27 protein-coding genes are annotated in these 25555 nt (G+C 68.3%); 9 read left to right on the top strand and 18 right to left on the bottom strand.

The features are described from left to right. Positions 1-48 precede the first annotated feature (48 nt). From C6A86_RS10960 to map, 3 genes are read right to left on the bottom strand one after another with little or no spacing between them, the layout of a single operon-like run. Entirely contained in the window at positions 49-708 is a 660-nt protein-coding gene (locus tag C6A86_RS10960; RefSeq protein ID WP_105366590.1) for a hypothetical protein, read from the bottom strand. Further along, positions 705-2147, bottom strand: a complete 1443-nt coding sequence (locus C6A86_RS10955) for a cobyric acid synthase (RefSeq protein ID WP_105366619.1) — start codon at positions 2145-2147, stop codon at positions 705-707. The genes C6A86_RS10960 and C6A86_RS10955 overlap by 4 nt, the downstream gene beginning before the upstream one ends. A gap of 44 nt (positions 2148-2191) precedes the next feature. Further along, positions 2192-3049, bottom strand: a complete 858-nt coding sequence (gene map / locus C6A86_RS10950) for a type I methionyl aminopeptidase (protein ID WP_105366589.1) — start codon at positions 3047-3049, stop codon at positions 2192-2194. Positions 3050-3151: 102 nt separating this feature from the next. Here map and C6A86_RS10945 point away from each other — a divergent pair, with 102 nt between their 5' ends. Continuing rightward, the gene (locus C6A86_RS10945; protein WP_105366588.1) at positions 3152-3529 is read left to right on the top strand and encodes a PaaI family thioesterase; all 378 of its coding nucleotides are present in this window, start codon (positions 3152-3154) and stop codon (positions 3527-3529) included. Here C6A86_RS10945 and C6A86_RS10940 read toward each other — a convergent pair. From C6A86_RS10940 to dxr, 6 genes are all read right to left on the bottom strand, one after another. Continuing rightward, positions 3526-4107, bottom strand: a complete 582-nt coding sequence (locus C6A86_RS10940) for a DUF1707 domain-containing protein (RefSeq protein WP_105366587.1) — start codon at positions 4105-4107, stop codon at positions 3526-3528. The two genes, C6A86_RS10945 and C6A86_RS10940, sit on opposite strands and share 4 nt — an antisense overlap. 12 nt (positions 4108-4119) lie before the next feature. Continuing rightward, positions 4120-5907, bottom strand: coding sequence for a penicillin-binding transpeptidase domain-containing protein (locus C6A86_RS10935; RefSeq protein ID WP_396835067.1), 1788 nt, complete (start codon positions 5905-5907; stop codon positions 4120-4122). A gap of 134 nt (positions 5908-6041) precedes the next feature. Then, on the bottom strand, positions 6042-6896 hold the full coding sequence (locus tag C6A86_RS10930; RefSeq protein ID WP_105366586.1) for a GNAT family N-acetyltransferase: 855 nt from the start codon (positions 6894-6896) through the stop codon (positions 6042-6044). A 55-nt stretch (positions 6897-6951) separates the two neighbouring features. Then, positions 6952-8109 (bottom strand): flavodoxin-dependent (E)-4-hydroxy-3-methylbut-2-enyl-diphosphate synthase, encoded by a 1158-nt coding sequence (ispG, locus tag C6A86_RS10925; protein WP_105366585.1) that lies wholly within the window; start codon positions 8107-8109, stop codon positions 6952-6954. Positions 8110-8138: 29 nt separating this feature from the next. Beyond that, positions 8139-9374 carry an RIP metalloprotease gene (locus C6A86_RS10920; RefSeq protein WP_105366584.1) on the bottom strand — a complete coding sequence of 412 codons (1236 nt, stop codon included), beginning with the start codon at positions 9372-9374 and terminating at the stop codon, positions 8139-8141. Next, on the bottom strand, positions 9371-10540 hold the full coding sequence (gene dxr / locus C6A86_RS10915) for a 1-deoxy-D-xylulose-5-phosphate reductoisomerase (protein ID WP_105366583.1): 1170 nt from the start codon (positions 10538-10540) through the stop codon (positions 9371-9373). The genes C6A86_RS10920 and dxr overlap by 4 nt, the downstream gene beginning before the upstream one ends. A 121-nt stretch (positions 10541-10661) precedes the next feature. Between dxr and C6A86_RS10910 the strand changes: the two genes are divergently transcribed. The 3 genes from C6A86_RS10910 (at position 10662) to C6A86_RS10900 (ending at position 13893) form a co-directional block, all read left to right on the top strand. Further along, entirely contained in the window at positions 10662-11342 is a 681-nt protein-coding gene (locus C6A86_RS10910; protein ID WP_105366582.1) for a fasciclin domain-containing protein, read from the top strand. Positions 11343-11467: 125 nt separating this feature from the next. Next, positions 11468-12073 (top strand): fasciclin domain-containing protein, encoded by a 606-nt coding sequence (locus tag C6A86_RS10905; RefSeq protein ID WP_199196462.1) that lies wholly within the window; start codon positions 11468-11470, stop codon positions 12071-12073. A gap of 92 nt (positions 12074-12165) precedes the next feature. Continuing rightward, entirely contained in the window at positions 12166-13893 is a 1728-nt protein-coding gene (locus C6A86_RS10900) for a cytochrome c biogenesis protein DipZ (RefSeq protein ID WP_105366581.1), read from the top strand. Position 13894: 1 nt separating this feature from the next. Here the strand turns inward: C6A86_RS10900 and C6A86_RS10895 are convergent, their stop codons facing one another. Then, positions 13895-14749 (bottom strand): TIGR03619 family F420-dependent LLM class oxidoreductase, encoded by an 855-nt coding sequence (locus C6A86_RS10895; RefSeq protein ID WP_105366580.1) that lies wholly within the window; start codon positions 14747-14749, stop codon positions 13895-13897. Between the two features lies 1 nt (position 14750). Then, the gene (locus tag C6A86_RS10890; RefSeq protein WP_105366579.1) at positions 14751-16235 is read right to left on the bottom strand and encodes an amino acid permease; all 1485 of its coding nucleotides are present in this window, start codon (positions 16233-16235) and stop codon (positions 14751-14753) included. A 110-nt stretch (positions 16236-16345) separates the two neighbouring features. Here C6A86_RS10890 and C6A86_RS10885 point away from each other — a divergent pair, with 110 nt between their 5' ends. Continuing rightward, entirely contained in the window at positions 16346-16600 is a 255-nt protein-coding gene (locus tag C6A86_RS10885; RefSeq protein WP_105366578.1) for a DUF2631 domain-containing protein, read from the top strand. Positions 16601-16672: 72 nt separating this feature from the next. Here C6A86_RS10885 and C6A86_RS10880 read toward each other — a convergent pair whose 3' ends face one another. Continuing rightward, positions 16673-17260, bottom strand: coding sequence for a hypothetical protein (locus C6A86_RS10880; protein ID WP_233213283.1), 588 nt, complete (start codon positions 17258-17260; stop codon positions 16673-16675). A 95-nt stretch (positions 17261-17355) separates the two neighbouring features. Between C6A86_RS10880 and C6A86_RS10875 the strand changes: the two genes are divergently transcribed. Beyond that, positions 17356-18060 carry a DUF427 domain-containing protein gene (locus C6A86_RS10875; RefSeq protein WP_105366577.1) on the top strand — a complete coding sequence of 235 codons (705 nt, stop codon included), beginning with the start codon at positions 17356-17358 and terminating at the stop codon, positions 18058-18060. Positions 18061-18088: 28 nt separating this feature from the next. Then, positions 18089-18565, top strand: coding sequence for a polyketide cyclase (locus C6A86_RS10870; RefSeq protein WP_105366576.1), 477 nt, complete (start codon positions 18089-18091; stop codon positions 18563-18565). On the opposite strand, the gene C6A86_RS10865 is transcribed toward C6A86_RS10870, so the two are convergent. From C6A86_RS10865 to C6A86_RS10840, 6 genes are read right to left on the bottom strand one after another with little or no spacing between them, the layout of a single operon-like run. Beyond that, positions 18558-19469 carry an alpha/beta hydrolase gene (locus tag C6A86_RS10865; RefSeq protein WP_199196461.1) on the bottom strand — a complete coding sequence of 304 codons (912 nt, stop codon included), beginning with the start codon at positions 19467-19469 and terminating at the stop codon, positions 18558-18560. The genes C6A86_RS10870 and C6A86_RS10865 overlap by 8 nt on opposite strands. A gap of 5 nt (positions 19470-19474) precedes the next feature. Then, the gene (locus tag C6A86_RS10860) at positions 19475-20200 is read right to left on the bottom strand and encodes an SDR family NAD(P)-dependent oxidoreductase (protein WP_105366574.1); all 726 of its coding nucleotides are present in this window, start codon (positions 20198-20200) and stop codon (positions 19475-19477) included. Further along, positions 20197-20940 (bottom strand): HpcH/HpaI aldolase/citrate lyase family protein, encoded by a 744-nt coding sequence (locus C6A86_RS10855; protein ID WP_105366573.1) that lies wholly within the window; start codon positions 20938-20940, stop codon positions 20197-20199. Before C6A86_RS10855 ends, C6A86_RS10860 begins: the two co-directional genes overlap by 4 nt. Continuing rightward, positions 20937-21899: a zinc-binding dehydrogenase gene (locus C6A86_RS10850; protein ID WP_105366572.1), complete on the bottom strand. Its 963-nt coding sequence runs from the start codon at positions 21897-21899 to the stop codon at positions 20937-20939. Before C6A86_RS10850 ends, C6A86_RS10855 begins: the two co-directional genes overlap by 4 nt. Next, positions 21900-23114: a cytochrome P450 gene (locus C6A86_RS10845; protein WP_105366615.1), complete on the bottom strand. Its 1215-nt coding sequence runs from the start codon at positions 23112-23114 to the stop codon at positions 21900-21902. A gap of 11 nt (positions 23115-23125) precedes the next feature. Continuing rightward, positions 23126-23830 (bottom strand): NIPSNAP family protein, encoded by a 705-nt coding sequence (locus C6A86_RS10840; protein ID WP_105366571.1) that lies wholly within the window; start codon positions 23828-23830, stop codon positions 23126-23128. Between the two features lie 67 nt (positions 23831-23897). Between C6A86_RS10840 and C6A86_RS10835 the strand changes: the two genes are divergently transcribed. Then, a complete protein-coding gene (locus C6A86_RS10835; protein ID WP_105366570.1) occupies positions 23898-24701 on the top strand; it encodes an SMP-30/gluconolactonase/LRE family protein in 804 nt (267 codons plus the stop codon). Positions 24702-24720: 19 nt separating this feature from the next. Then, entirely contained in the window at positions 24721-25536 is an 816-nt protein-coding gene (locus C6A86_RS10830) for a thioesterase family protein (protein WP_105366569.1), read from the top strand. Positions 25537-25555 lie beyond the last annotated feature (19 nt).

Here is a 25555-nt window from a genome sequence, read left to right as displayed (position 1 = left end):
ATCCGCGGGCCCGGTGCAGGCGTTTTCCCGGTCTTTCAGGTGCGCCATCTACGGTGTCTGCAGACGTTGTGCCTGTTTGCCCGTGACATCCAGAAAGGTCTGCGGCAGCGTGGCTTTGACTCCGATCGCCGGGTTCGGCGTCGGGAACGCGACGGCGAAAACCGCCATCGAATCGACGTTCTCGAAGGAGAACCAGACACTGCTCTGCGCGCCGGCGAGATCCATCGTCTGCTGGTACACCAGCGCGTCCGGGCGCTCGGAGTCCAGGCGCTGCGTGGTCATCGGGATGGGTGCGGCGTTGCGGTCGAAGTAGGTCTTGAAGGTGGCGCACTTCTGCGCGGTCGCCTCCAGCCCCGCCATGTCCAACGGCCAACTCAGCACGGTCACCAGCATCCGCGCGCCGTCATAGCTGACGGTGTATTTGGCGGCACTGCCCGCGCCGCGCTCGGCGGATGCCGTGATCACCTTGGTGAAGCCCTCGCTGCAGCCGGGCGGATCGGACAGCATCGCCGGCGGGGCCCCCGCGCCGTCGGGTTCACCGGGGTTCTCGATGATGCGGTCGAACTGCACGCCCGGCGGGAAATCCGCCGCGCTCAGCAGCACCCGTTCCAGTCGCTCCCCCGGCCACGTCGGGCTGCCCGCAACGGTGCTGCCGCAGCCGGTCAGCGCGGCCAGCACCGTGAGCAGTGCCGGCAGCCGTCTCGTCATGGCCCCAGGCTACCCAGCGCCGAGCCGATCACCGGCCGTGGTGGAGCACCGTCGAGCAGTCCCAGCAGCGCATCGAGGTCGACGTGGGCGGTCAGCGCATCGGCCATCAGGTCCAACTGGGCGTCACGGCGGGCGAGCACGCTGACGTCATCGGCCACCTCGAAACCGGAGCGGCCCGCCGCTTCGGCAACCTCGGCCAGCCAGGCCCGCCGGAGGGCATCGTTGTCGAGCAGTCCGTGCCAGTGCGTGCCGTAGACCGCGCCGCGGCGGATCCCGACGCCCAGCCAGTCGTCATCGCCGCTGCGGGTCACCTGCCCGTGATGGATCTCGTAACCGTGCAGCGGGGTTTCCCAGTGCCGCAATGTCTTCTCCGGCGCGAACACGATGTCGGCGTCGAGCAGCCCGAGTCCGTCGAGGGCCCCGGCACCGGATTCGACGGCGTCCTCGATGGACCGGCACAGCATCTGGAACCCGCCGCACACACCGAGCACCGGCCGGCCCGCCGCCGCGTGCTCGCGCACCGCGGCGGCCAGGCCCCGCTCACGCAGCCACGCCAGGTCGGACACCGTGGCCTTGCTGCCGGGCAGCACCACCACATCGGCGTCGGCGATCTCGGCGGCGTCGGCCACCCAGCGCACCGCCACCCCCGGCTCGCAGGCCAGCGCCTCGACGTCGGTGGAGTTCGAGATGCGCGGCAGGCGCACCGCGGCCACCGTCAGCCAGTCGGTTCCGCGGGGGGCGACCGGCTGCCCGAGGCTCTGCCCGGCCTGCACCGACAGCGAGTCCTCGGTGTCCAGCCACAGACCGTCCAGGTACGGGATGACCCCGTAGGTGGGGCGACCGGTCAGGTCCTGCAGTTGACGCAGGCCCGGCTCCAGCAGCGCCGGATCGCCGCGGAACTTGTTGACCAGGAATCCGCTGATCAGCCGCTGATCCTCGGGTTCGAGCACGGCGACGGTCCCGAACAGGTGGGCCAGCAGTCCGCCGCGGTCGATATCGCCGACCACCACCACCGGCAGTTCACCGGCGCGTGCCAGCCCCATGTTGGCCAGGTCGGTGGCCCGCAGGTTGATCTCGGCGGGCGACCCGGCCCCCTCGCAGATGACGACATCGAATTCTGTTCGCAGCGCGGCTAATTCACCGTTGACGACATCGGCGAGCTGTCGCCGCCTGGTCAGGTAGTCACCGGCGGCCATGGTGCCGGCGACCTGCCCGCGCACCACCAGTTGCGATGTCCGGTCGCTGCCCGGTTTGAGCAGCACCGGGTTGAACCGCACGCTGGGCGCCAGCCCGGCGGCGCGCGCCTGCATGGCCTGGGCCCGCCCGATCTCCCCGCCCTCGACCGTGACGGCGGAGTTGTTGCTCATGTTCTGCGCCTTGAACGGCGCGACCCGAATCCCCCTGCGCGCCAGCAGCCTGCACAGCCCGGCGACCACCATCGACTTACCGGCGTCCGAGGTGGTGCCGGCGATCAGCAGCGCGCTCACACGAGCGTCAGGATCTCGGCACCGTCCTCGGTGACCACCAGCGTGTGCTCGAACTGGGCGGTCCACTTGTGGTCGCGGGTCGCCACCGTCCAGCCGTCGTCCCAGATCTCGTAGTCCAGCGCGCCGAGGTTGATCATCGGTTCGATGGTGAAGGTCATGCCGGGTTCGATGACGGTCTCCACGGCGGGCTGGTCGTAGTGCAGCACCACCAGTCCGTTATGGAACGTCTCGCCGATGCCGTGGCCGGTGAAATCGCGGACCACGTTGTAGCCGAACCGGTTCGCATAGGCCTCGATGACCCGGCCGACGATGGACAACGCCCGGCCGGGTTTGACGGCCTTGATGGCGCGCATGGTCGCCTCGTGGGTGCGTTCGACCAGTAACCGGTGCTCCTCGGACACATCGCCGGCCAGGAAGGTGGCGTTGGTGTCGCCGTGCACACCGTCGCGGTAGGCGGTGACGTCGATGTTGACGATGTCACCGTCCTCGATGACGGTGGAGTCCGGGATGCCGTGGCAGATGACCTCGTTCAGCGAGGTGCAGCAGGACTTGGGAAATCCCTTGTAGCCCAGGGTGGACGGGTACGCGTGGTGGTCGAGCATGTATTCGTGCGCGACGCGGTCCAAGTGGTCGGTGGTCACCCCGGGGGCGACGGCCTTGCCGGCCTCGGCGAGCGCCCCGGCCGCGATCTGCCCGGCCACCCGCATCTTCTCGATGACCTCCGGGGTCTGCACCCACGGCTCGTGGCCCTCGATCGCCGTCGGCTTCCACGCGTACTCCGGACGCGGGATGGACTTGGGCACCGGCAGCGTCGGAGAGATCTCACCGGACCGAAGGGGCGTGCGAACAGGCATGCTGACAGCCTAATCGCCGACCACCGGGACACCGTATGGCCGCTCACCGCTCCCCCGGAGAGCGGCACTCTCCGCAGGTGGTAATGGTGTTACCGTACGGCGGTGAGCGAAACGCACATCCTGAACCGGCTGGGTTACCGGGAGCTCGAATCGACCGATGACCGGCTGGTGCTGGAGATGGAGAACCGGCCGGATCTCGCCAACGTCCGCGGCGCGCTGCAGGGCGGACTGGTCGCGACGCTCATCGATATCGCGGCGGGCATGCTGGCCGGCACTGCCAGCGGCGCGGGGCACGACGTGACGACCGCCGATCTCAACATCCATTTCCTGGCGCCGATCATGGGCACCGCCCGCGCCGAGGCCAGGATCGTGCGGTCCGGGAAACGGCTCATCGTGACCTCGGTCGATGTCACCGATGTCACCCGCGACCGACTCGCCGCGCGCGCGACGCTGACCTTCGCGGTGCTCGAACCGCGTTAGGACCGGCGAAAACCGGGCTTCCAGTTCCGGCGTGGCCCACGGATATCCACCGAACCGCACACCACCTTTCCGGTGAGCACGATATGCGGGGTGCCCTCGGCGGGCGCGTCGCGACGATGGTCATTGGCGCTGCCCACCACGACCTCGACATCGTCGATGGAGGCGCTCGCGCCATCGGGCAGACGCAGGTCCAGACCACCGAATCGCATGTCGAGTTCCACCACGATCATCGGGCCCGCGAACCGCGCCCGGGTCAGGTCCAGATCCACCGACCCCATCCGCCGGTGCAGCGCCAGCCGGGTCGGAACCACCCATTCCCCATGACGTTTCAGCGAGCCAAGCACACCGCGCAGCTCGACCCGGTCGGCGGCCGAGGTGATGATGGCGCCGGGGCCGGGCAGATCACCGACGAGCGCTTCCAGATCGGTGTGCAGCCGGGCCTGCGACACCAGCGCCGAGCGTTCCTCGAACTCACCGATGTCGATCAGCCCGAGGGCAACCGCATTGTGCAGCCGTCGCAGGGTGCCGTTGCGGTCGGCGTCGGACACCCGCAGTGTCGTGAGGTCGTCGTTGTTCATCCCACAGACAGATTAGGCCAGATAATCCGGCGGCAATCCGTTGAGCATGTCGCGGCACATCCGCACCGCGTACTCGGAGCTGCCGCCGCCGACGATGAGCGCTGCGAACGCCATATCGCCGCGGTATCCGGTGAACCAGGCATGCGAGCCGCCGTTGAACTCCGCCTCACCGGTTTTGCCGCGCACATCGCCGAGTCCATTGAGGTCCTTGGCGGTGCCGTTGGTCACCACCAGCCGCATCATCGGGCGCAGACCGTCGATGATCTCCGGGCTCAGCGGCTCGCCGGTCTGTCCGTTCACCTCGGTCTCGCGTCCCTCGATCAGGTGCGGCACCGGCGTCCTGCCGGCCGCCACCGTCGCGGCGACCATGGCCATGCCGAAGGGGCTGGCCAGCACCTTGCCCTGCCCGAAGCCGTCCTCGGTGCGCTCGGCCAGATCCACCGTCGGGGGCACCGATCCGGTCACCGTCGGCACCCCGTCGACGACAAAGTCGGGACCTATGCCGTATTGGGCGGCCGCGGTGGTCAGGCCCCGCGGCGGCATGGTGCTGGCCAGTTCGGCGAAGGTGGTGTTGCAGGAGTTCGCGAACGCCCGCGACAGCGGCACCGTGCCCAGGTCGAAGGCGTTGTAGTTGGTGACGGTGCGATGGCCGATATCGAGTGTGCCCGGGCAGCCCAGCAGGGTGTTCGGGGTGGCCATATCGCGTTCCAGCGCGGCGGCGGCGGTGACGATCTTGAATGTCGACCCCGGTGGGTACAGGCCCATGGTGGCCGTCGGCCCGTCGACATCGGCGGCGGCGTTCTGCGCGACGGCCAGGATCTCGCCGGTCGACGGTTTGATCGCGACGATCATCGCCTTCTTGCCCACCATGTCCACCGCGTCCTGGGCGGCGTTCTGCACGGCACGGTCCAGGCTGATGGTCACCGAGGGTGCCGGGGTTCCGGACTCCTCGTTGAGCACGGCGACGTCCACGCCGTTCTGATTGACGCTGACCACCCGCCAGCCGGGCTCCCCGACCAGGTCCTGCGTGACGGCCTTCTTGACCTCCGTCACGATGGCGGGCGCGAAGGTGTCGTCGGTGGCCAGCATCTCGGGTTGCGGGGTGATGACCACACCGGGCCGGTTGGCGATCGCGGGGAACACCTGGTCGTAGTCGCTTTTGCGCAGCGTGATCAGGCTCAGCGGGGTGGTGCGCGAGCTGGCTTCTTCGGCGAGCCGCTGGGCGTCCATGGTGTTGTCGAACGGGCGCAGCGCATCGGCGACCGCGCGGGCGGTGGGCATCAGGTCGGCGCCGGCCGCCCTGGCATCCAGCGCGTAGTGATAGAGGTATCCGGGCACCAGCACATCGCTGCCGCCGCGCTCGTTGACCGAGGCCCGTCCCGGCGGATCGGCGCGCAGCGCCAGCGTCTGGTTGGCGCCCAGCCCCGGATGCAGCGCGGTGGCATTCCAGCGCACCTGCCACAGGCCCTCGTTGCGCACCATGTTGAGCTCGCCGTCGTAGGTCCAGGTCCGGTCCTTCGGCAGGTGCCAGGTGTAGCGGAACTTCACGGTGCCGGTGTCCAGCGCGTACTTGGAGCCGGTGATCTGGGTGTCCAGCCGCCGGGCCTGTAGCCCGGACCACGCCTCGTTGAGGGCGGACTGCGCCTCGGCCGGCTTGTCGGACAGGTGAGCGGCACCGGCCGTGTCCCCGGTGACCAGCGCCTCGAAGAACTGCGCGGCAATCGGTTCGGGCCCATCCGGTTTGGGCGTGCAGGCAGTGAGGGAAGCAACCGTCGCCAGGGCGACGAAGATCGCGGCCATGCTCAGCACGCGAGATGCCCGTGATGCTGTTGAGGTTATTGATGCCAGCGATGTCATTGTGGCTGATGTTACGAGCGTGACGGTCGCATCCGCCGCAGGCGCACCGAGACGGAACCGTGATGCCCTCGAGATGCTCAGTCGAGCAGGATGGTCGCAAACGTGCCGACCTGGGTGAAACCGATCTTTGCGTAGGCGGCCCGGGCGACTTCGTTGAATCCGTTGACGTACAGGCTGGCGATCCGCCCGCCGCGCAGCACCGCCTCCGACACCGTGGCGGTGCCCGCCGCCCCGAGTCCGCGGCCCCGCCATTGCGGGTGCACCCAGACGCCTTGGATCTGGCCGACGGTCGGCGACTGCGAACCGATCTCGGCCTTGAACACGACCTCGCCGCGCTCGAACCGCGCCCAGGCCCGGCCCGCCGCGATCAGACCCGCCACCCGGCGCCGGTAGCTGCGGCCACCGTCGCCCAGGCGCGGGTCGATGCCCACCTCACCGATGAACATCTCGATCGCCGCGACCAGGTAGGCGTCCAACTCCTCCATCCGGACCGGCCGCACGAACGGGTCGGCCGCACAGAGCGCCGGGCCGTCCAGCGCCATCAACGGCTGGTCGGCCCGGACATCGCGCGCGGTCCCCCAGCCCGGTTCCAGCCGCTGCCACAGCGGCAGCACCAATTCGGCCCGGCCCACCAGCGAGGAACATCGGCGTGGCGCGCTGAGCGCCTTGTCGGCGAAAGCCGACACGTCATCGGCACTGCCGCGCAACGGAATCAGATTCGCCCCGGAGTAGCACAGGGATTCGGCCGGGTTGCGGCGCGTCCACAGCTCGCCACCGATCGCATTGGGGTCCACACCGAAATCGAGCACCCGGCAGGCCACCATGCACGACGCGACCGGATCCGATTCGAGCACCACCCGCACCGCATCGAGGTCGCGAACCACCGACACCTGTCGGTCGTCAGTGACACGTGACAGCGGTGGAGCCGACATTCGGGACTCTTTCTGGGCCAGCCGGATCAGGTGACCCCGCTCACAGGGCCGAACTTCAGCTTACGGTGACAACCGGCGGTCCGGAGGAAGTTCCTGCGGCCTCGGACTCCTCGGCGATGCGCATGGCCTCTTCGATCAGCGTCTCGACGATCATCGCCTCCGGCACCGTCTTGATCACCTCGCCCTTGACGAAGATCTGCCCCTTGCCGTTCCCCGAGGCCACGCCGAGGTCGGCCTCGCGCGCCTCGCCGGGTCCGTTGACGACGCAGCCCATCACCGCGACGCGCAACGGGATCTCCATGCCCTCCAGACCCGCGGACACCTCGTTGGCGAGTTTGTAGACGTCCACCTGGGCACGCCCGCAGGACGGGCAGGACACGATCTCCAGGCCCCGCGGACGCAGGTTCAGCGACTCCAGGATCTGGTTGCCGACCTTGATCTCCTCGATCGGCGGCGCCGACAGCGACACCCGGATGGTGTCACCGATGCCCTTGGACAGCAGCGCGCCGAAGGCCACCGCGGACTTGATGGTGCCCTGGAAGGCCGGCCCGGCCTCGGTGACACCGAGGTGCAGCGGGTAATCGCATCGCTCGGCCAGTTGCTCGTAGGCGGCCACCATGATCACCGGATCGTTGTGCTTGACGCTGATCTTGATATCGCCGAAGCCGTGTTCCTCGAACAGGGAGGCCTCCCACAGCGCCGATTCGACCAGCGCCTCCGGGGTGGCCTTGCCGTACTTCTTCATCAGGCGGGGGTCGAGCGAGCCGGCGTTGACCCCGATGCGGATCGGGATGTTCGCGGCCGCAGCCGCTTTCGCGACCTCTTTGACCCGGCCGTCGAACTCCTTGATATTGCCCGGGTTGACCCGAACCGCGGCGCAGCCTGCGTCGATGGCGGCAAAGATGTACTTGGGCTGGAAGTGGATGTCGGCGATGACCGGGATGTTGGCCTTCTTGGCGATCGCCGGCAGCGCATCGGCATCCTCCTGCCGCGGGCAGGCCACGCGCACGATATCGCAGCCCGACGCGGTCAATTCGGCGATCTGCTGCAGCGTCGCGTTGATGTCGTGGGTCTTGGTGGTGCACATCGACTGCACCGCGATCGGATACTCGCTGCCGACACCGACATCCTTGACCATCAGCTGACGGGTCTTGCGGCGTGGGGCCAGCGTGGGCGGTGGCGGGGCGGGCATGCCCAGACCGATGGACGTCATATGGATCGTCTCCTACTGGCTGTGCAGATCTACTGGAAAAGTCGGATGGGATTGACCAGGTCCGCGGTCACGGTCAACAACATGTAGCCGACCACGAACACCAGCACGACATAGGTGGCGGGCATCAGCTTGAGATAGTTGACCGGCCCCGCGGCGACTTTGCCACGGGCCGCCCGAATCATATTGCGGATCTTTTCGTACGTGGCGATCGCGATGTGGCCGCCGTCGAACGGCAACAGCGGGATCAGGTTGATCGCACCCAGGACGAAGTTGAGTTGCGCGAGGAAGAACCAGAACGCCACCCACAGCCCGTGATCGACGGTGTCGCCACCGATGATCGAGGCGCCCACCACCGAGATCGGCGTCTCCGGGTCGCGTTCGCCGCCGCCGATGGCGTCCACCAGGGCACCGATCTTGGTGGGGATCTTGGCCAGCGCCTTGCCGAGTTCGACGGCGAGATCCCCGGTGAACGCGAAGGTGGCCGGGATCGCCGACAGCGGGTTGTAGTGGGTGGGACCTGGGGGCAGCGCGGCGCTGACGCCGATGGCGCCCACGGTTTCGGGGGTCTCGGCCTCGGTCGAGGTGAAGCGCTGGGTCTGCGCGACGTCCACGACGGTGGACAGCCGCTGTCCGTCACGCTCGTAGACGACCTGCACGGGCCCGTCGAGCTGGCGGATGGCGGCCGCCATATCGGCGAACGTCGCCACATCGGTGTCGCCGACCTTGACGATCGTGTCACCGCCCTGGATGCCGGCCAGCGCGGCAGGACCCGGCCCGGGCTGCGGGCACGGACCGTAGGGATCCTCCCCGCCCTTGGCGACCTGCGGTGCCACACAAGCGGTTTCACCGACGATCGCGGTGGTCGGCGGATGCAGGTTGGGCAGGCCCCAGATGATGGCGATGGAGTAGATGAGGACCAGCCCGATGATGAAGTTCATCGCCGGACCGGCGAACAGCACCGCGACGCGCTTCCACACCTTCTGCTTGTACATCGCGTAAGGGCGGTCCTCGGGTGCCATCTCCTCCACCGAGGTCATCCCCGCGATATCGCAGAAACCGCCCAGTGGGACCGCCTTGACGCCGTACTCGGTGCTGCCGAGCTTGTTGGGCCGATGCGTCGACCACAGCGTGGGCCCGAAGCCCACGAAATAGCGACGCACCTTCATTCCGGTGGCCCTGGCCACCCACATGTGGCCGCATTCGTGCAGAGCCACCGATACCAGGATGGCCAGCGCGAACGCCACGATGCCGAACGCGAACATCATCGGCTTGCTACTACCTCCCGGTCAACGGCACTGCGGGCCCGGTCGCGGGCCCAGTCCTGCGCGTCAAGTATTTCTTCCACGGTAGCGGGTTCGGCCGCCCATTGATCTGCGGCGTGCAGCACATCGGCGATGGTGCGCACGATCGCCGGGAACTTCAGCCGGCCCGCCAGGAACGCCTCGGCAGCCTCTTCGTTGGCGGCGTTGTAGACGGCGGTCAGGCTGCCGCCCCGCCGGCCGGCCTCGCGGGCGAGGTTCACCGCCGGGAACACCGCGTCGTCCAGCGGCTCGAATGTCCAGGTCGACGCCGTCGTCCAGTCACAGGCCGTGGCGGCGCCGGGCACCCGTTGCGGCCAGCCCAGCGCCAGCGCGATGGGCAGCCGCATATCGGGCGGGCTGGCCTGCGCGATGGTCGAACCATCGGTGAAGGTCACCATGGAGTGCACGATCGACTGGGGGTGCACGACCACGTCGATGCGGTCGTAGTCGATACCGAACAGCAGATGCGTCTCGATGAGCTCAAGTCCCTTGTTGACCAGCGACGCCGAGTTCAGAGTGTTCATCGGGCCCATCGACCAGGTCGGATGCGCGCCGGCCTGGTCGGGGGTGACGGCCTCCAGGTCCGCGGCGGCCCAGCCCCGGAACGGCCCTCCCGAGGCGGTCAGCACCAGCCGGGCGACCTCATCGGCGCTGCCCGACCGCAGACACTGCGCCAGCGCCGAATGTTCGGAGTCGACCGGCACGATCTGCCCGGGCGCGGCGGCCCTGAGCACCAGCGGCCCGCCCGCGACCAGTGACTCCTTGTTCGCCAGCGCCAATCGGGCGCCGCTGTGCAGCGCGGCCAGCGTCGGCTTGAGTCCGAGCGCACCGACCAGCGCGTTGAGCACCACATCGGCCTCGGTCTCCTCGACGATGCGGGTGGCCGCCTGCTCTCCGATATGGGGTACATCGCCGAGCTGGTCGGCGGCCCGCGGGTCGGCGACGGCGATGTTCGTCACCCCGGTCTGCGCCCGCTGCGCGGCAAGCACATCGGGGTTGCCGCCTCCGGCGGCCAGCCCGACCAGTTCGAACCGGTCCGGGTTGGCGGCGATGACCTCGAGCGCCTGGGTGCCGATGGAACCGGTGCTGCCCAGGATCAGGACGCGACAGCGTGCGGCGGGAGAACTCACCGGTTCATTGTGCCCCTTTTTGCGGCCGGACCCATCCGGACGCACGGTTGCGCCGAATGAGGTGTGTAAGGCGAAACGGGCATGGCATTGGGCCGGCCCGCCAACAAGGAAGTTGAGCCATATGACTCTCACACCCAATCGGATCGCCGTTGTCGGGTTCGCCGCGGTGGCAGCGCTGGGGCTGTCCGCCTGTTCGGGCGGAAGTTCGTCCACCGAAAGCAGTGCCAGCGAGGCCAGCTCGTCGGTCTCCTCCATGACCTCGTCGATGGCGCCGGAGACCACGAGCTCCGCTGCAGCCGCGCCCGCAGGCGCGTTGATCGGTACCGGATGCGCCGCCTACGCCGAGCAGGTGCCGACCGGCCCCGGCTCGGTCACCGGCATGGCCGCAGATCCGGTCACCGTCGCCGCATCCAACAACCCCGTGCTCACGACGCTGACGCAGGCCCTGTCCGGCCAGCTGAACCCCGACGTCAACCTGGTCGACACCCTCAACGGCGGCGAGTTCACCGTCTTCGCACCGACCGATGACGCGTTCGCCAAGATCGACCCGGCCACCATCGAGACGCTGAAGACCGACTCCGAGCTGCTGACCTCGATCCTGACCTACCACGTGGTGCCGGGCCAGGCGAGCCCCGACCAGGTGGCCGGTGACCACGAGACCGTGCAGGGCGAGTCGGTGACCGTCACCGGCGCCGGTGACGACCTCAAGGTCAACGACGCCGGCCTGGTGTGCGGTGGCGTGCAGACCGCCAACGCCACCGTCTACATGATCGACACGGTGCTGATGCCCCCGGCAGCCTGAGCCGCACTGCCCGGGTGACCCGATGAGCCGGCGGGGCAGCCTTTTCCCCGACCTGGCTGCCCCGCCTCATCGGAACCCCTCCCTCCCCAACCAGAAGCCACGACGATCAAAGAAGGATCACCTCGATGAATTTCTCGATGAACACCCAGAAGATCGCCGGCGTCGCATGTGCCGCGGCGGCCGCCTCCGGCCTCCTGTTCGCCTCGACCGGCGTCGCGAACGCCGAACTCGTCGGCCCCGGCTGCGCCGCCTACGCCGCACAGAACCCGGAGGGCCCGGCCTCGGTGACCGGTATGGCCATGGATCCGGTCGCCGTCGCGGCATCGAACAACCCGATGCTCAAGACGCTGACCCAGGCCCTTTCCGGTCAACTGAACCCCAACGTCAACCTGGTCGACACGCTCAACGCCGCGCCGTCGCTGACGGTGTTCGCGCCCACCGACGAGGCGTTCGCGAAGATCGACCCGGCCACCATCGAGACGCTGAAGACGGATTCGGCTCTGCTGACCAGCATCCTGACCTATCACGTGGTCGAGGGACAGGCCAGCCCCGAGCAGGTCGTCGGCATGCACAAGACCATGCAGGGCGCCGAGGTGAACGTCACCCACGCGGCCATGATGGGTATGCCCGCCAATCTCAAGGTCAACGACGCGTCAGTGGTGTGCGGTGGCGTGCAGACCGCCAACGCCACCGTCTACCTCATCGACACGGTGCTGATGCCCCCCATGTGATCGCCCTCCGTCGACACCAGCCCGGCCGTTTCCACGGCCGGGCTGGTTCGTTGGTCTGCCATCCAAAAGCGTTGTGGTGACGAATAACTCACATGACGACTCTGATCGCGATCGGCTTCCTCGGCGGTCTCATCACCGGTATCTCACCGTGCATCCTGCCGGTGCTGCCGGTGATCTTCTTCTCCGGTACCCAGGCCGGGAGCCCCGCAGCCGCCGAGCCCGGCGCCGTGGTTACCGCACCCGCGCTGTCATCGCGACTGCGGCCCTACCTCGTGATCGCCGGCCTGGTGCTGAGCTTCAGCACCGTCACCCTCGTCGGTTCGGCCCTGCTGTCATGGGTGCACCTGCCCCAGGACACCATCCGCTGGGTGGCACTGGTGGCACTCGTCGCGATCGGCCTCGGCCTGATCTTCCCGCAGTTCGAGGCGCTGTTGGAGAAACCGTTCTCCCGGTTGCCCCAGAAGCAGTTCGGCTCCGGTAACGGAGGTTTCGGCCTCGGGTTGGCGTTGGGCGTGCTGTACGTGCCGTGTGCCGGTCCGGTACTGGCCGCGATCGTGGTCGCCGGTGCCACGGGCACGATCGGGGCCGACATCATCGCCTTGACCCTGGCCTTCGCGGTCGGGGCGGCCCTGCCACTGCTGTTCTTCGCCCTGGCCGGGCGGCGGGTGGCCGAACGAGTCGCCGCGTTCCGCCGCCGGCAGCGCGAAATCCGGTTGTTCGCAGGCGTGGTCACGATCCTGCTGGCGGTGGCGCTGGTGTTCAACCTGCCCGCGGTGCTGCAGCGCGCGATCCCCGACTACACCGCCGCCCTGCAGGAGCAGGTGGGGGGCGAGGAGACGCTGCGCGAACAGCTCAACCTGGGTGGTCTGGTCAACGAGCAGAACGCCGAGCTCTCGAACTGCACCAACGGCGCACCCGAACTGGAAAGCTGCGGAACCGCACCGGATATCAGGGGCATCACCACGTGGCTCAACACCCCCGGCGGTGCACCCGTCGACCTGAAGTCCCTGCGCGGCAAGGTCGTCCTGATCGACTTCTGGGCGTACTCCTGCATCAACTGCCAGCGGGCGACACCTCATCTGGTCGACTGGTACGACGCCTACCGTGATCGCGGTTTCGAGGTGATCGGCGTGCACACACCCGAGTACGCGTTCGAGAAGGTCCAGGCCAACGTCGTCAGCGGCGCGAAGGACCTCGGCATCACCTATCCCATCGCGATGGACAACGCGTTCTCGACGTGGACCAACTACCGCAACCGCTACTGGCCCGCGCACTATCTGATCGACAAGCAAGGCGTGGTGCGGCACATCAAATTCGGCGAAGGCGACTACGCCACCACCGAAAGGTTGATCCGGCAGCTGCTTACCGACGGTGACGAGGCGGCCCTGCCTGCCGCGACCGAACGCTCGGACAGCACCCCGACGGCGCCCACCACCCCGGAGACGTACTTCAGCGTGGGCAAGGTCGTGAACTACGGCGGTACCGGCGTGTACGACGAGGGCACCCACACCTACGACTTCCCCGCCCGATTGGCCGAGGACCGCTTCGCCCTGCGCGGGCCGTGGGCACTGGACTACCAGGGGATCACCGCTCAGTCCGACGGTGCCGCGATCAAGCTGAACTACCACGCCCGCAACGTCTATCTCGTGGTCGGCGGCACCGGCACCGTGCGGGTCACCCGCGACGGCGTCAGCACCGAGCTGGCGGTCAGCGGTCCGCCCAACATGCGCCAGATCATCGCCGACGACAACGACGGCGCGGGCACCGTCGACGTGTCGTTCAGCGAGGGCCTGCAGGCTTTTTCGTTTACCTACGGATGAGTCACCGGAAGCGGCTGATGATCTTCTCGGCGAACCGCAGCGTGGCGCTCCGCTGATCCTCGGCGGCATGTGCAGCAGCCCATGGAGCAACCATGACGGCGGTGATACCGGCGTCCTCGGCCCGCCGATACAACTCCACCGACGGCGGATCCAGCAGCGCGAGCAGCACGTCGAAGGGCTCGTCGGCGCGCCCGTACTCGCGGCGCAACGCGGTGAGCCGATCGACATGGCGCACCGCTTGCTCCAGCACGTAGGCGGTGCCGATCCAGCCGTCGCACAGCCGGGCGGCCCGGCGCAGCGCCGCCTCGGACTCACCACCGCACAGGATCGGCACCGGCGCGGGCGGATGAGGCTCCAGCATCAACTCCGGAACCCGATAGTGCTCGCCGCTCCAGGACACCCAGCCGCCCTGCCACAGTGCCCGAAGCGCCGGGATCATCTCGTCGAGCCGCGTGCCGCGGGTCGAAAAGTCCTGCCCCATCAGCTCGTATTCCTCGCGCATCCAGCCCACCCCGACACCGAGGGACACCCGGCCCGCGGATACCTCCGCGGCCGTCGCCACCACCTTGGCGACCTCCAGCAGCGGCCGCGCGGGCGCCACATAGATTGCGTTGGAGAAGCGCAGCCTCGTCGTCAGTGCCGCCATCGCCCCGATCAGCACCCAGGAGTCCGGCCACGCGGTGTCGGGCGCCCAGCCCGGTTTCCCGCTCTCGGAGGGATAGGGCGACGTCAGCTCCCTCGGGTAGATCATGTGGTCCGCGCAGATCACGCCGTCGAACTCGGCCTCGTCGAGCAGCTGGGCCAGTTTCAGCGCCTGCCGGGCGGGCATGAACGGTGTCCCGCTCCAGAATTGCACGTCAGTTGACTCCCGGCGGGATGCCGGCCTCGCGCTTACCGAGCAGCGAATGCCGCTTGCCGTAGCACAGGTAGACCACCACCCCCAGCGCCATCCAGGCGGCGAACCGCACCCAGGTCAGGCCGGTGAGATTCAGCATCAGCCACAGGCAGGCCACGATCGAGGCGATCGGCAGCAGCGGCACCCACGGCACCCGGAACCCGCGTTTGAGGTCGGGGCGCGTACGACGCAGCACGATCACCCCGGCCGAGACGAGCACGAAGGCGAACAGTGTGCCGACGTTGACCATCTCCTCCAGCTTGCCCACGGGGAAGACCGACGCCGCGATGGCGATCAGCACCGCGACCAGCACGGTGATGCGCACCGGCGTGCCGTGCTCACCGGTGCGTGCCAGCGGCCGCGGCAACAAGCCGTCCCGCGACATCGCGAACAGCACCCGCGACAGGCCCAGCATCAGCACCATCACCACCGTGGTCAGGCCCGCCAGCGCACCGATCGAGATCATCTTGGCGGCCCAGCCCACCCCGTTGAGTTCGAACGCGGTCGCCAGGTTGGGGTGTCCGTCGCCGGCCTCTCGAAGTTCCAGATACGGGGCCATGCCCGCGAGGACGATGGCGACGGCCACGTAGAGCACCGTGACGATGGCCAGCGACGCCAGGATGCCCTTGGCGACATCGCGCTGCGGGTCCTTGGTCTCCTCGGCGGTGGTGGCCACCACGTCGAAGCCGATGAACGCGAAGAACACGATGGAGGCCCCGGCCAGCAGACCGTAGACACCGTAATGACTGCCGGCCGCCCCCGTCAGCAGGGAGAAGACCGACTGGTCCAGGCCCGAGCCGGTCGCCTCGGTGCCGGACTCGGCGGGCGGGATGAACGGGTCGTAGTTGGCCATCTTGATGTAGAAGGCGCCGACGATCACCACCAGCAGCACGACGGCGACCTTGATCGCGGTGATCACCAGACTGACGTGGGAGGACAGCTTGGTACCCATGACCAGCAGGCTGGCCACCACCGCGACGATCAGCAGGGCGCCCCAGTCGACGTTCAGCGGCCCGACCTCGGCGATGCCGCCGGAGAACCCGAACACCGTGCCCAGATAACTCGACCACCCCTTGGCGACCACGGCCGCACCGATGGCGAATTCCAGGATCAGGTCCCAGCCGATGATCCAGGCGACGAACTCGCCGAAGGTGGCATAGGAGAAGGTGTAAGCGCTGCCGGCCACCGGAACCGTGGACGCGAACTCGGCGTAGCAGAGCGCGGCCAGCCCGCAGGTGACCGCGGCGAGCAGAAACGACACGGATATCGCCGGCCCGGTGATGTTGGCGGCGGTCGACGCGGTGACCGTGAAGATGCCCGCACCCACCACGACCGACACCCCGAACACGGTGAGGTCCCACCATGTCAGGTCTTTGCGGAGCCGGGTTCCCGGTTCGTCGGTATCGGCGATCGACTGTTCGACCGATTTCCTGCGCCAACTGGTCATCACGCTCGCAAGGTACCCACTGGCGGCCCGTTCTCATGCCCCATCGGGCGATATCGCTGCGGTATGTCAGAATGGCCGCAGTAATCCGGGCATTCGCGTGAGGAGCAACCGTGGGCAAGACCGAGGTCGAGCGCTACAACGGCGTCGACGTGGAAGACGTGCCGTCGGCGAAATGGGGCTGGTCCACCGAGAACCCGCGCGTCCTGCACCTCATCGGCATCTTCTCGGCGCTGCTACTTGTCGCCATGACCCACGGCAATCACGTCGGGCATGTCGAGGACATCTTCCTCATCGTCTTCGCGGTGATGATTCTCGGCATCGTGGCGCGGGACTGGATCGCGCGTAGCCGGGGCTGGTACCGCTAGCCCGCACCGCACCGAAACGCCCCGGAACCTCGGACAGGTTTGCGGGGCGGATCTTTTTGTTTCGTTGCGCCACTAGCGGACGGCGGTGAGATCCGGTCCGTCCGCCGGGTACCAGAGCGCGCAGCTGTGGAACTGTTCGACGGCGCCGACCGTGGCGGTGGTGACTCCGGCCGCGGCCAGTGCGTGCGTCTTGAAAGCCCGTGCGGCGGGGCTGAGCCGGTACTGCGTGCGATCGACGCGGTAGCCGACATCGGCGGTGGCGCAGTCGCCCCACATGGTCACTTCGGCGGTGCCGCGCTTGAGTGCGCCGGTCACATGGCGGCGCAGCCCACGATCAGATTCGAACAACCGGGCGGGCACGGCCAGGGCGGCGGGCTCGGCGGGCAGGTCCTCGGCGTCACGTCCGGCGACATAGGTGGACACGCCGAGAATCTCCAGCGGCCGCACGTCGCAGGAGGCCGGGACGACGACACTGACTTTCCATCCCGCCCGGACCCGGTCATAGAGCCAGCCACCCGCTCCGGCAACCACATCGGCCGCATCCGTGGTCACCACCGTCAGGTCGTAGGACAGCAGAGTGGTGGCCGATGCGCGCACCCCCACGCCTCGGCGCTCGCCGAACAGCTGACGCTCATCGGGCCGGATCGAGTTGGCTTTCACGCGGGACGTCTCCTTCGCAAACCTGAACTGGGCGGAGTCGGCAGGGCCGTGCCACACAGCGTGACATTTAATCGGGAATCTGTAAAGCTCTCGGAATGACGCTCTACGCCGGACGCGGGCCGCTGAGCCGTGATCCCGCCGGCTGGTTCTTTCCCTCGATACCGGACGAACTCGTCTTCATCGAACCGCATCCCCGTCGGGTGCAGGCGGTGCTCAACGGACGCACGGTGATCGACACCGAGACCGCCCTGATGGTGCACCGCCGCGACCACCCGCTCAGCTATGCCTTTCCCGTCGCCGAGATCGACGGACTGCCCACCGAAGCGGTACCGGAGAAGCCGGGATACGTGCGGGTGCCCTGGGACGCCGTGGACAGCTGGATCGAGGAGGGGCGCACCCTGGTGCACTACCCGCCGAATCCCTACCACCGGGTGGACTGTCTGCCCACCAATCGGGGTCTGCGGGTCAGCGTCGGCGGCACCGTGCTGGTGGACACCACCGACACCGTGATCGTGTACGAGACCTCGCTGGCGCCACGACTGTACGTCGATCCGGCCGCGGTGCGCACCGATCTGCTGCGCCGCAGCGAGACCACCAGTTACTGCAATTACAAGGGTTACGCGACCTACTGGTCGGCGGTCGTCGGCGAGCAGGTCTTCGCCGATGTGGCGTGGAGCTACGCCGACACCCTGCCGGAATCGGTTGCCATCAAAGGCTTTCTCAGCTTCGACGACACGCGCACCGATATCCTCGCCGAGCTGCCCGTTGGCGGCAACGGCGACTGCGGTTGCGCCACCTGAGTTTTCACCACACGAGAAAGGCACCCTGTTGGGCATCGTCACCACCAGTTCGGAAACCGCGTTCACCCAATCCGCGGAAGCCATCTACGATTTCGTCACCAACCCGGCCAACTGGGCCAAGACCTACCCGGGCGGACCGCGTATCACCGGTGTGCGGGAGACGTTGCCGCTGAGAGTCGGTGACACCTGGCAGGAGGCCCACCCCACCGAGGACAGGGTGTTCACCTGGCAGCTGGCGATCGCCACCCGGCCGCGGATGTGGGTGTTCAGTTCGGTGGGCCGCCTCGGCACCGACTACGACGGCAACGGCGGATTCGAGGGCCGGATGACCATCGAATATCACTTCAGCCGACCCGATCCCGGCGTCACGCTGTTCGCGCGGACCATGACCATCGAAGCGTATCGCGATGCGCCGATGGGTGACGGGTTCTTCCGGATCGTCAACCCGTCCCACATCGACGCCTATCACGCCGCGGTGGCCCGCGAGCTCGACGCGCTCAGCTGAGCGCCAGGGCGCGGCGCAGTGCCGCGGCGTGGCGGTCGAGCATCTGCCTGCTGAGCTCCCAACCCGGGACCAGCGAGTCGAATCCGTGGCAGGTGCCCGGGACCACGTGCAGTTCGGTCGGCACCCCCGCCCACATCAGCCGCAGTGCGTAGTCGACGGCCTCATCGCGCAGCGGGTCGAGCTCGGAGCAGCTGATGAAGGCCGGCGCCAGACCGGTCAGGTCGGTGGACCGGGCAGGCACCGCACCGGCCGGGGGGCGTTCACCGGCCAGGTAGTGGCGCCACATCAATTCCGCTGCCGGACCGTCGAATCCGGGCGTATGGGTGAACTCCTGCTTGGACGGGGTAAGGCCGTCATCGAGCACCGGTTGGTGCAGCAACTGGAATCGGAGCGGCGGCGCGGACCCGGCGGCGGCGCATTGCGCCAGCCCGGCGGCCAGCGCTCCCCCGGCGCTGCTGCCCGCGACCGCCAGCCGATCGGTGGCCACTCCCCAGTGCGCTGCGTTGTCCGCCGTCCAGTGCAGTACCGCCAGCGCATCGTCGAACCCCGCCGGATACGGATGCTCCGGGGCCAGTCGGTAGTCCACCGAGATTACCGTGACGGCGGCGCGGCGCGCCAGCTCCAGGCACTGCAGATGATCGGTGTCCAGATTTCCCAGCACGAACGCACCGCTGTGGCAGTAGACCACCGCACCCCGGGCGCCGCCCCGGTAGATGCGCACCGGCACCTCCTCGCAGGCCACCGTGTCCTCGATATCCACGCCGGCGGTGTCCAGTTGGGCGGCGCTGTCGGCGCGGCGCTGATTCAGGAAGGCGCGCACCGCCGGCAGCAGCTCTTCGGACAGGTCGGTGCGGGCCGCGACCAGGTGCCGTAGCGCCGGATCCAACCGGTGGATGATATCCATCCCGGTCAACCGATCCGCAGGATCTGGCCGCCATCGATCACCAGCTCCGAACCGGTGATGAACGACGCCTGGGCCGACACCAGGAACGCCACGGCGTCGGCCACCTCGGTCGGGGTGCCCAGCCGACCCGCGGTGGAGGTATCGGCCAGCCGGGCCTGGGTGCGTTCATCGAGCATGGGGGTGGCGATCGGGCCGGGGAACACCGCGTTGACCCGAATACCCGTCGGTGCGAGTTCGACCGCGACGGCCTGGGTGAGCCCGCGCAGCGCCCACTTCGACGAGCCGTAGGCGGCATGATTCGGGAACGGCCGGATCGCGCTGGTGCTGCAGGTGTTGACGATCGCGGCACCTTTGGCGCCGGTCAGGTGCGGCAGCGCGGCCCGGATGCCGAGGAACGGGCCGAGACAGTTGACCCGCCAGCTGTTTTCGAATCCGGCGGCGGTCTCGTCGGCGAGGGCGGCCCGGTGCAGTACCCCGGCGTTGTTCACCAGGGCGCTCAACGCGCCGAAGCGTTCGACGGTCGCGGCGACGACGGCGTTCCACTGCGCCTCGGAGGTCACATCGAGCTCCAGAGCGATGACGTTGCCACCGTACGCTGCTGTGCTGCTGCGCAATTCGTCGAGTAGCAGATCACAGGCCGCCACCCGGAACCCGTCGGCGTGCAGCCGGGCGACGATCGCCGCACCTTGTCCCCGGGCCGCTCCGGTCACCAGCGCCACCGGTGGGGTCATGACTGGGCCTCGCTCAGGTGTGCGGCTGCGCCGCGGCGCAGCGCCTGGGATTCCGATGTCAGCGTGATCATCCGGAAACCGAGCTCGGCCATGGCCTTTCCGGGCTTGCCCGCTCCGGCGTGGATACCGGCGACCAGTCCGGCAGCGGCGGCGGTGTCCTGGATCTCTGCCACCGCCGCGTGCACGTCGGGGTGGGTCCAGGCGTCGGCGAGCCGGTGGCCCATGGAGATGGCCAGGTCGGCGGGCCCGACGTAGACACCCGTCAGGCCCGGCACCGCGCAGATCTCGTCGAGCGCGGCCAACCCCCGCACGGTTTCGATCATCACGTAGACGTCGGCGGCGGCCTCCAGCGCGGCGGTGTCGACGCCCAGGGAGGCCCGCAGCGGCCCGAAGCTGCGCACACCGGCCGGGGCGTAGCGGGTGGCGGCCACCGCGGTGGCGGCCTGGTCCGCCGATTCGACCATGGCGATGATCACCGCGTCGGCACCCGCGTCGAGCACCCGGCCGATCGGCGCCGGGGCGGCCGACGGCAACCGCACGGCCGTGGCGATCGGCACGTGCTCGAGGCGGCGCAGCAACAGCGCGACGTCGGCGTCGTCGAGATAGCCGTGCTGGACGTCGAATCCGACGTAGTCGTAGCCGGCCTGGGCGAATTCCTCGGGCCCGATGATGGTCGGCCCGACCACCCAGCCGCCCCAGATGTGCTCCTTGGCCGCCAGCACGTCCTGCAGGCGGCTCACGCGACGATCGCGATCTTGACCCGCTTCGGGTCGGGCCGGCAGGCCTGTTCGAAGGCGGCCTGTGCCTCATCGGGGCCGAAGAAGTGCGTCAGGTAGTCGGGCAGCAGCTGCGGGTGCCGGCCGGCGAACGCGTCGGCGGCGGCCAGTACCCGCCGGCGTTCCAGCGTCACACCGGATTTCAGGGTCAGATTGTTGCGCAGCATGGTGCGCATGCTGATCGGGTAGCTGTCGTCATCGGGCACCCCGAAGTAGAACACCGTCGCGCCGAACGCGGCGGCGTCGAGAGCGTGGTTGAGGGTGGCGACCTGATGCCCGACCGTCTCGACGACGACGTCGAACTTGTCGGTGACGTGGCGGACCCACCGATCGCTGGTCGCGCGGACCACCTCGTCGACACCGAACGCCGGGCCGAGCGTCTCGCGGTCGACCGGGTCGACACCGGTGACGTGGGCGGCGCCGGCGGCCTTGACCACGTAGGAGAACAGCAGTCCGATCGAGCCCTGCCCGATGACCGCGACCCGTTTGCCGGTCAGGTCGCCGAGTTGCTCGACGGCGTAGAGCACGCAGGCCAACGGTTGCAGCCCGATGGCGTGCTGCGGTGTCAGATCTGGCCGGTACCGGGACAATCCGTCACCGTCTGCCACCACCTGGGCCTGCAGCCCGTCGAACCCGGAGGCCCAGCCGACCACCCGGTCCCCCACCGCGTGCGCCGGGTGGGCACTGACCAGTACCTCACCGGCGATCTCGTGGATCGGGAAGCCATCCATCTCGGCGGCGCAGCATCCGGTGTCGCCGGGCAGCTTCCCCTGCGCTCCCCGGAAACCGGGCAGGTCGCTACCGCAGATCCCGGCGGCCAGGAAGCGCAGCAGCACCTGTCCGTCGGCCAGTCGCTGCGGATCGGGCTCGGGCAGGTCGGCGCGCTCGAATGTGAACGGCGCGACCAGTCGGTAACTCCACATCTAGACCTCCACCGGGATGTTATTCCAACCCCACTGGAAACTCGATGGTGGCCGCGACGCACGCTCGGTGCGGATGCGGTACTCGGGAACCCGTTTCAACCATTCCTGGATCATGATGGTCACCTCCAGTCGCGCCACGTGCACACCGAGGCAGAAATGCTGGCCGTGCCCGAAGGACAGCAGCCGTTCGATCGGCCGGTTCCAGATGAACGCGTCCGGCTCCGGGTACTCGCGTTCGTCGCGGGCCGCCGAGGCCATCAACGCGATGATGCGCTGGCCGGGATTGATGGTGGTGCCGTGAATCTCATACGGGCGCCGGGCCGTTCGGGCGAACCACTGGGCCGGCGCGGTGTAGCGCAGGATCTCCTCCCGCGCGATCGGCACGTTGCCGTCCAGGTCGGCGCGCACCTCGGCGAGCTGATCGGGATGCTCGGCGAGTTGCCACAGACCGGTCGCGGTGATCTTGGGGACCGTCTCGGTGCCACCGATGAAGACGCCCAGCATCTGGGTGGCGGCCTCGGTGTCACTGAAACCGGAGCCATCGGGCAGCACGAAGTTGATCAGACTGTCGGCGATCGGGACACTGCCGTCGGCGCCTTCCACCCGGCGCCGCTCGATGATCGGTGTGAGGTAGGACAGGTAACCCGGCCGGGAATTGGCGACCTCGACGCCCTCCCCCGGCTGCGCCAGACTGCCCGCATTGACGGTGGCGAGCACCTCGGGAGCCAGTTCGACTGGCAGTCCGACGAACTCACACACCATCGCGGCCGCGACGTGCCCTCCGTAGTCCTGGGTCAGGTCGAAGGTGCCGCGAGGCAGCAACTCGTCGAGTCGTTCGTTGGCCAGCGTCCGGATCCGGTCGCCGAGCTTGGCCGCCGACCGTGGCCGGAACTGCGACGAGGTGCAGCGCCGCACGTTCTCGTAGATGGGCGAATCGAAGTTCGCGTGAAACGGCATGGGGTGCAGCGGCGGATCGTCGACCGGGCCGGTGTTGTGGTGTTCCAGCACGGCCGCGGACGGCAGCGTGCTCTCCGACGCCACGAAGGTGCCGTCGGTGAGCCGCAGCGCCTCCCAGATGTCGGCGAACCGGGACAGCGCGTAGGTGTCCCACTGCGGCAGGAAGTAGACCGGATGCTCGTCGCGCAGTACCTGGTAGTACGGCAGTGGGTCGGCCATCACGGCCGGGTCGAACGGATCGTACGAAAAGTTCGACATCGCAGTGTCTTTCACTGCAGTGGGGACGCCGGTAGTGCGGCCAGGATCGAGTCCTCCCAGCCGTCGCGCAGCGCGGGCGCCACGGACATCCAGGTGACGATCTCCGCGGGTGGGGCGTCCTTCCAGGACGGATAGTGGTTCTCGAAACAGTCCCACCCGCCGTCCAGCGCCCAGTAATGGATGACCTCGTTGAACCGAAAGGTGGTGGTGAACGATCCGAGCCAGCGCTTGCCGGTGCTTTCCGACCACGGCACGTAGAGGCGTTCCAGTTCCCGGATGTAATCGTCCTGCTTGCCGGGCTTGGTCTGCATGACCTCCTGGATCACCAGCTCGGCGGTGAAGCGTTCCTCCCGCAACTGTGCGAGGTTGCGGTTCTGCGGTGCGGCATACATGATCCGGCCCTCGCCGTGCGCGCCGATCCCGGACAGGTAGGCCGCCCATGCGGTGGCGGCGGCGGCGTGGCTGCCGCCGCGGGCCTGCGCCTTGCCGATCCTTGCATAGTCGGCGAACGCGTCGATCTCCCAGATGATGGTGACCTGGGGCCAGTGCCCGTCGTAGGGCGTCGCCTCCCACAGCGCGAACAACCGGGCTCCCAGTTGCTCCATCATCGGCTGATAAATGCCGGTGAAGCGTTCGCTGAACTCATCGCTGCCACCGCTGCCCAGCTCGATGGTCTCGTGCAAGTACAGCAGTGTGTGGCGGTGGTATTTACGCACCCAGCGAGCGTGACATTTGAGCCGTGTTTTGTAAAGGCGCGGCAGTCGAGTCGGCTATCGTGAACCCATGACCATCCAGCCGTTGGCCAACGGGTTCTGCTTCGGCGAGGGCGCACGCTGGTTCGAGGGCCTGGTCTGGTTCTCCGACATGCTCGGCGAGGCCGTGCACACCGTCACGTTGCACGGTGAGATGTCGACCCTGCCGCTGCCCGGCCATGCGCCGTCCGGACTGGGGTTCCGGCCGGACGGTACCTTGCTGATCGCGTCCACCCGGCGGCGCGAGATCCTGGCCTATGACGGTGAATCCGTTTCGGTGCTGGCCGATGTCGCCGATCTGGTGCCCGCGGACCTCGGCGATATGGTCGTCGACTCCGCAGGACGGGCGTACATCGGGTCGCAGGCCCGTGAGGGCGGCGTGATCGTCCGGCTGGACCTCGATGACCGGGTGTCGGTGGTCGCCGAGGATCTCAACTTCCCCAACGGCATGGTGATCACCCCCGACGGCACCTTCGTGGTCGCCGAGTCGACCGCGCGGCGCCTGAGCGCGTTCACCCTCGCCGACGACGGCGCCCTGCACGATCGGCGGGTGTTCGCCGAGGGGTTGGACGGCCCACCCGACGGGCTGGCCGTGGACGCCGATGGTGGCGTGTGGGCGGCGATGACCCTGGCGCATGCGTTCGAGCGCATCACCCCCGAGGGCGTCACCGACCGCATCGACATGGCCGGGCGCACCGCCATCGCCTGTGCGCTGGGCGGGCCGGAGGGACGGACCCTGTTCCTGCTGTCCAGCACCGACGCGTACCCCGAGCGCCTGATCGGCACCAAGCTGTCCACCCTCGACGCGGTCAGCGTCGACATCCCCGCTGCCTGACCCTCTGGAGACAACGACCGTGTCGGACTGCTACTACGAGCTCCTCGACGCCGACGACCCCGTCGGTGAGCGATTCGCCGCCACCGATCTGGTGCGCAGCACCTGGTCGGCGTCCATCCAGCACGGCGCCCCGCCGTCGGCGCTGCTGGTGCGTGCCCTGGAACGCTGCGAGCAGCGCGAGGACACCCGGCTGAGCCGGGTGCTGATCGACCTACTGGGTCCGGTGCCCGCCGAGGGTGACCTGTGGGTGCGGGCGCGCCGGGAACGCGCGGGTACGCAGATCGAGTTGATCACCGCCGAGATGCTCGCCCCCGGCCCGGACGGCTCCCCGCGCGCCGTCGCGCGCGCCAGCGGGTGGCGGTTGCAGCAGCAGGACACCACCGAGGTGGTGCACGCCCCGGCCCCGCCACTGCGTCCGCTGGCGCAGGCACGCAGCCGGGACATGGCCAAGGATTGGGATACCAACTACGTGCACAGCATCGACTGGCGTTGGCTGACACAACCTTTGGCCGACGGTCCCGGTGAATCCTGGTTGAGTCCCACCGTCGACGTCGTCAAGGGCGAAACGATGACACCGTTGCAGCGACTGTTCACGGTGGCCGATGACGCGAACGGGATCGGCACCAAGATCGACATCCGGCAATGGACATTTCTCAATACCGACCTGGTGGTGCACATCCACCGGGTGCCGGAGGGGCCGTGGATCGGCATCCGGGCCGAGACGAACTACGGCCCCGACGGCATCGGCACCACCCTGGGCACCCTGTTCGACGAACAGGGCCCGGTCGGCGCCATTCAACAGTCGGTGCTGGTGCGCCGCAGGCAGAGTCGCTAGCGGTCCGACTCCGACCGGA

The organism is Mycobacterium sp. ITM-2016-00316 (assembly GCF_002968335.2).
Lineage (GTDB): Bacteria > Actinomycetota > Actinomycetes > Mycobacteriales > Mycobacteriaceae > Mycobacterium.
This window is presented reverse-complemented; position numbering and strand designations above follow the sequence as displayed.

Bases quoted from the DNA above. Each gene is read 5' to 3' on its own strand.
- C6A86_RS10940 (WP_105366587.1), bottom strand. From the start codon at position 4,107: ATGAACAACGACGACCTCACGACACTGCGGGTGTCCGACGCCGACCGC.
- C6A86_RS10905 (WP_199196462.1), top strand. From the start codon at position 11,468: ATGAATTTCTCGATGAACACCCAGAAGATCGCCGGCGTCGCATGTGCC.
- C6A86_RS10935 (WP_396835067.1), bottom strand. From the start codon at position 5,907: ATGGCCGCGATCTTCGTCGCCCTGGCGACGGTTGCTTCCCTCACTGCC.
- C6A86_RS10890 (WP_105366579.1), bottom strand. From the start codon at position 16,235: ATGACCAGTTGGCGCAGGAAATCGGTCGAACAGTCGATCGCCGATACC.
- C6A86_RS10955 (WP_105366619.1), bottom strand. From the start codon at position 2,147: ATGGTGGTCGCCGGGCTGTGCAGGCTGCTGGCGCGCAGGGGGATTCGG.
- C6A86_RS10875 (WP_105366577.1), top strand. From the start codon at position 17,356: ATGACGCTCTACGCCGGACGCGGGCCGCTGAGCCGTGATCCCGCCGGC.
- C6A86_RS10860 (WP_105366574.1), bottom strand. From the start codon at position 20,200: ATGACCCCACCGGTGGCGCTGGTGACCGGAGCGGCCCGGGGACAAGGT.
- C6A86_RS10845 (WP_105366615.1), bottom strand. From the start codon at position 23,114: ATGTCGAACTTTTCGTACGATCCGTTCGACCCGGCCGTGATGGCCGAC.
- C6A86_RS10930 (WP_105366586.1), bottom strand. From the start codon at position 6,896: ATGTCGGCTCCACCGCTGTCACGTGTCACTGACGACCGACAGGTGTCG.
- C6A86_RS10865 (WP_199196461.1), bottom strand. From the start codon at position 19,469: ATGGATATCATCCACCGGTTGGATCCGGCGCTACGGCACCTGGTCGCG.
- map (WP_105366589.1), bottom strand. From the start codon at position 3,049: ATGCCTGTTCGCACGCCCCTTCGGTCCGGTGAGATCTCTCCGACGCTG.
- C6A86_RS10835 (WP_105366570.1), top strand. From the start codon at position 23,898: ATGACCATCCAGCCGTTGGCCAACGGGTTCTGCTTCGGCGAGGGCGCA.
- C6A86_RS10900 (WP_105366581.1), top strand. From the start codon at position 12,166: ATGACGACTCTGATCGCGATCGGCTTCCTCGGCGGTCTCATCACCGGT.
- C6A86_RS10850 (WP_105366572.1), bottom strand. From the start codon at position 21,899: ATGTGGAGTTACCGACTGGTCGCGCCGTTCACATTCGAGCGCGCCGAC.
- C6A86_RS10960 (WP_105366590.1), bottom strand. From the start codon at position 708: ATGACGAGACGGCTGCCGGCACTGCTCACGGTGCTGGCCGCGCTGACC.
- ispG (WP_105366585.1), bottom strand. From the start codon at position 8,109: ATGACGTCCATCGGTCTGGGCATGCCCGCCCCGCCACCGCCCACGCTG.
- C6A86_RS10910 (WP_105366582.1), top strand. From the start codon at position 10,662: ATGACTCTCACACCCAATCGGATCGCCGTTGTCGGGTTCGCCGCGGTG.
- C6A86_RS10920 (WP_105366584.1), bottom strand. From the start codon at position 9,374: ATGATGTTCGCGTTCGGCATCGTGGCGTTCGCGCTGGCCATCCTGGTA.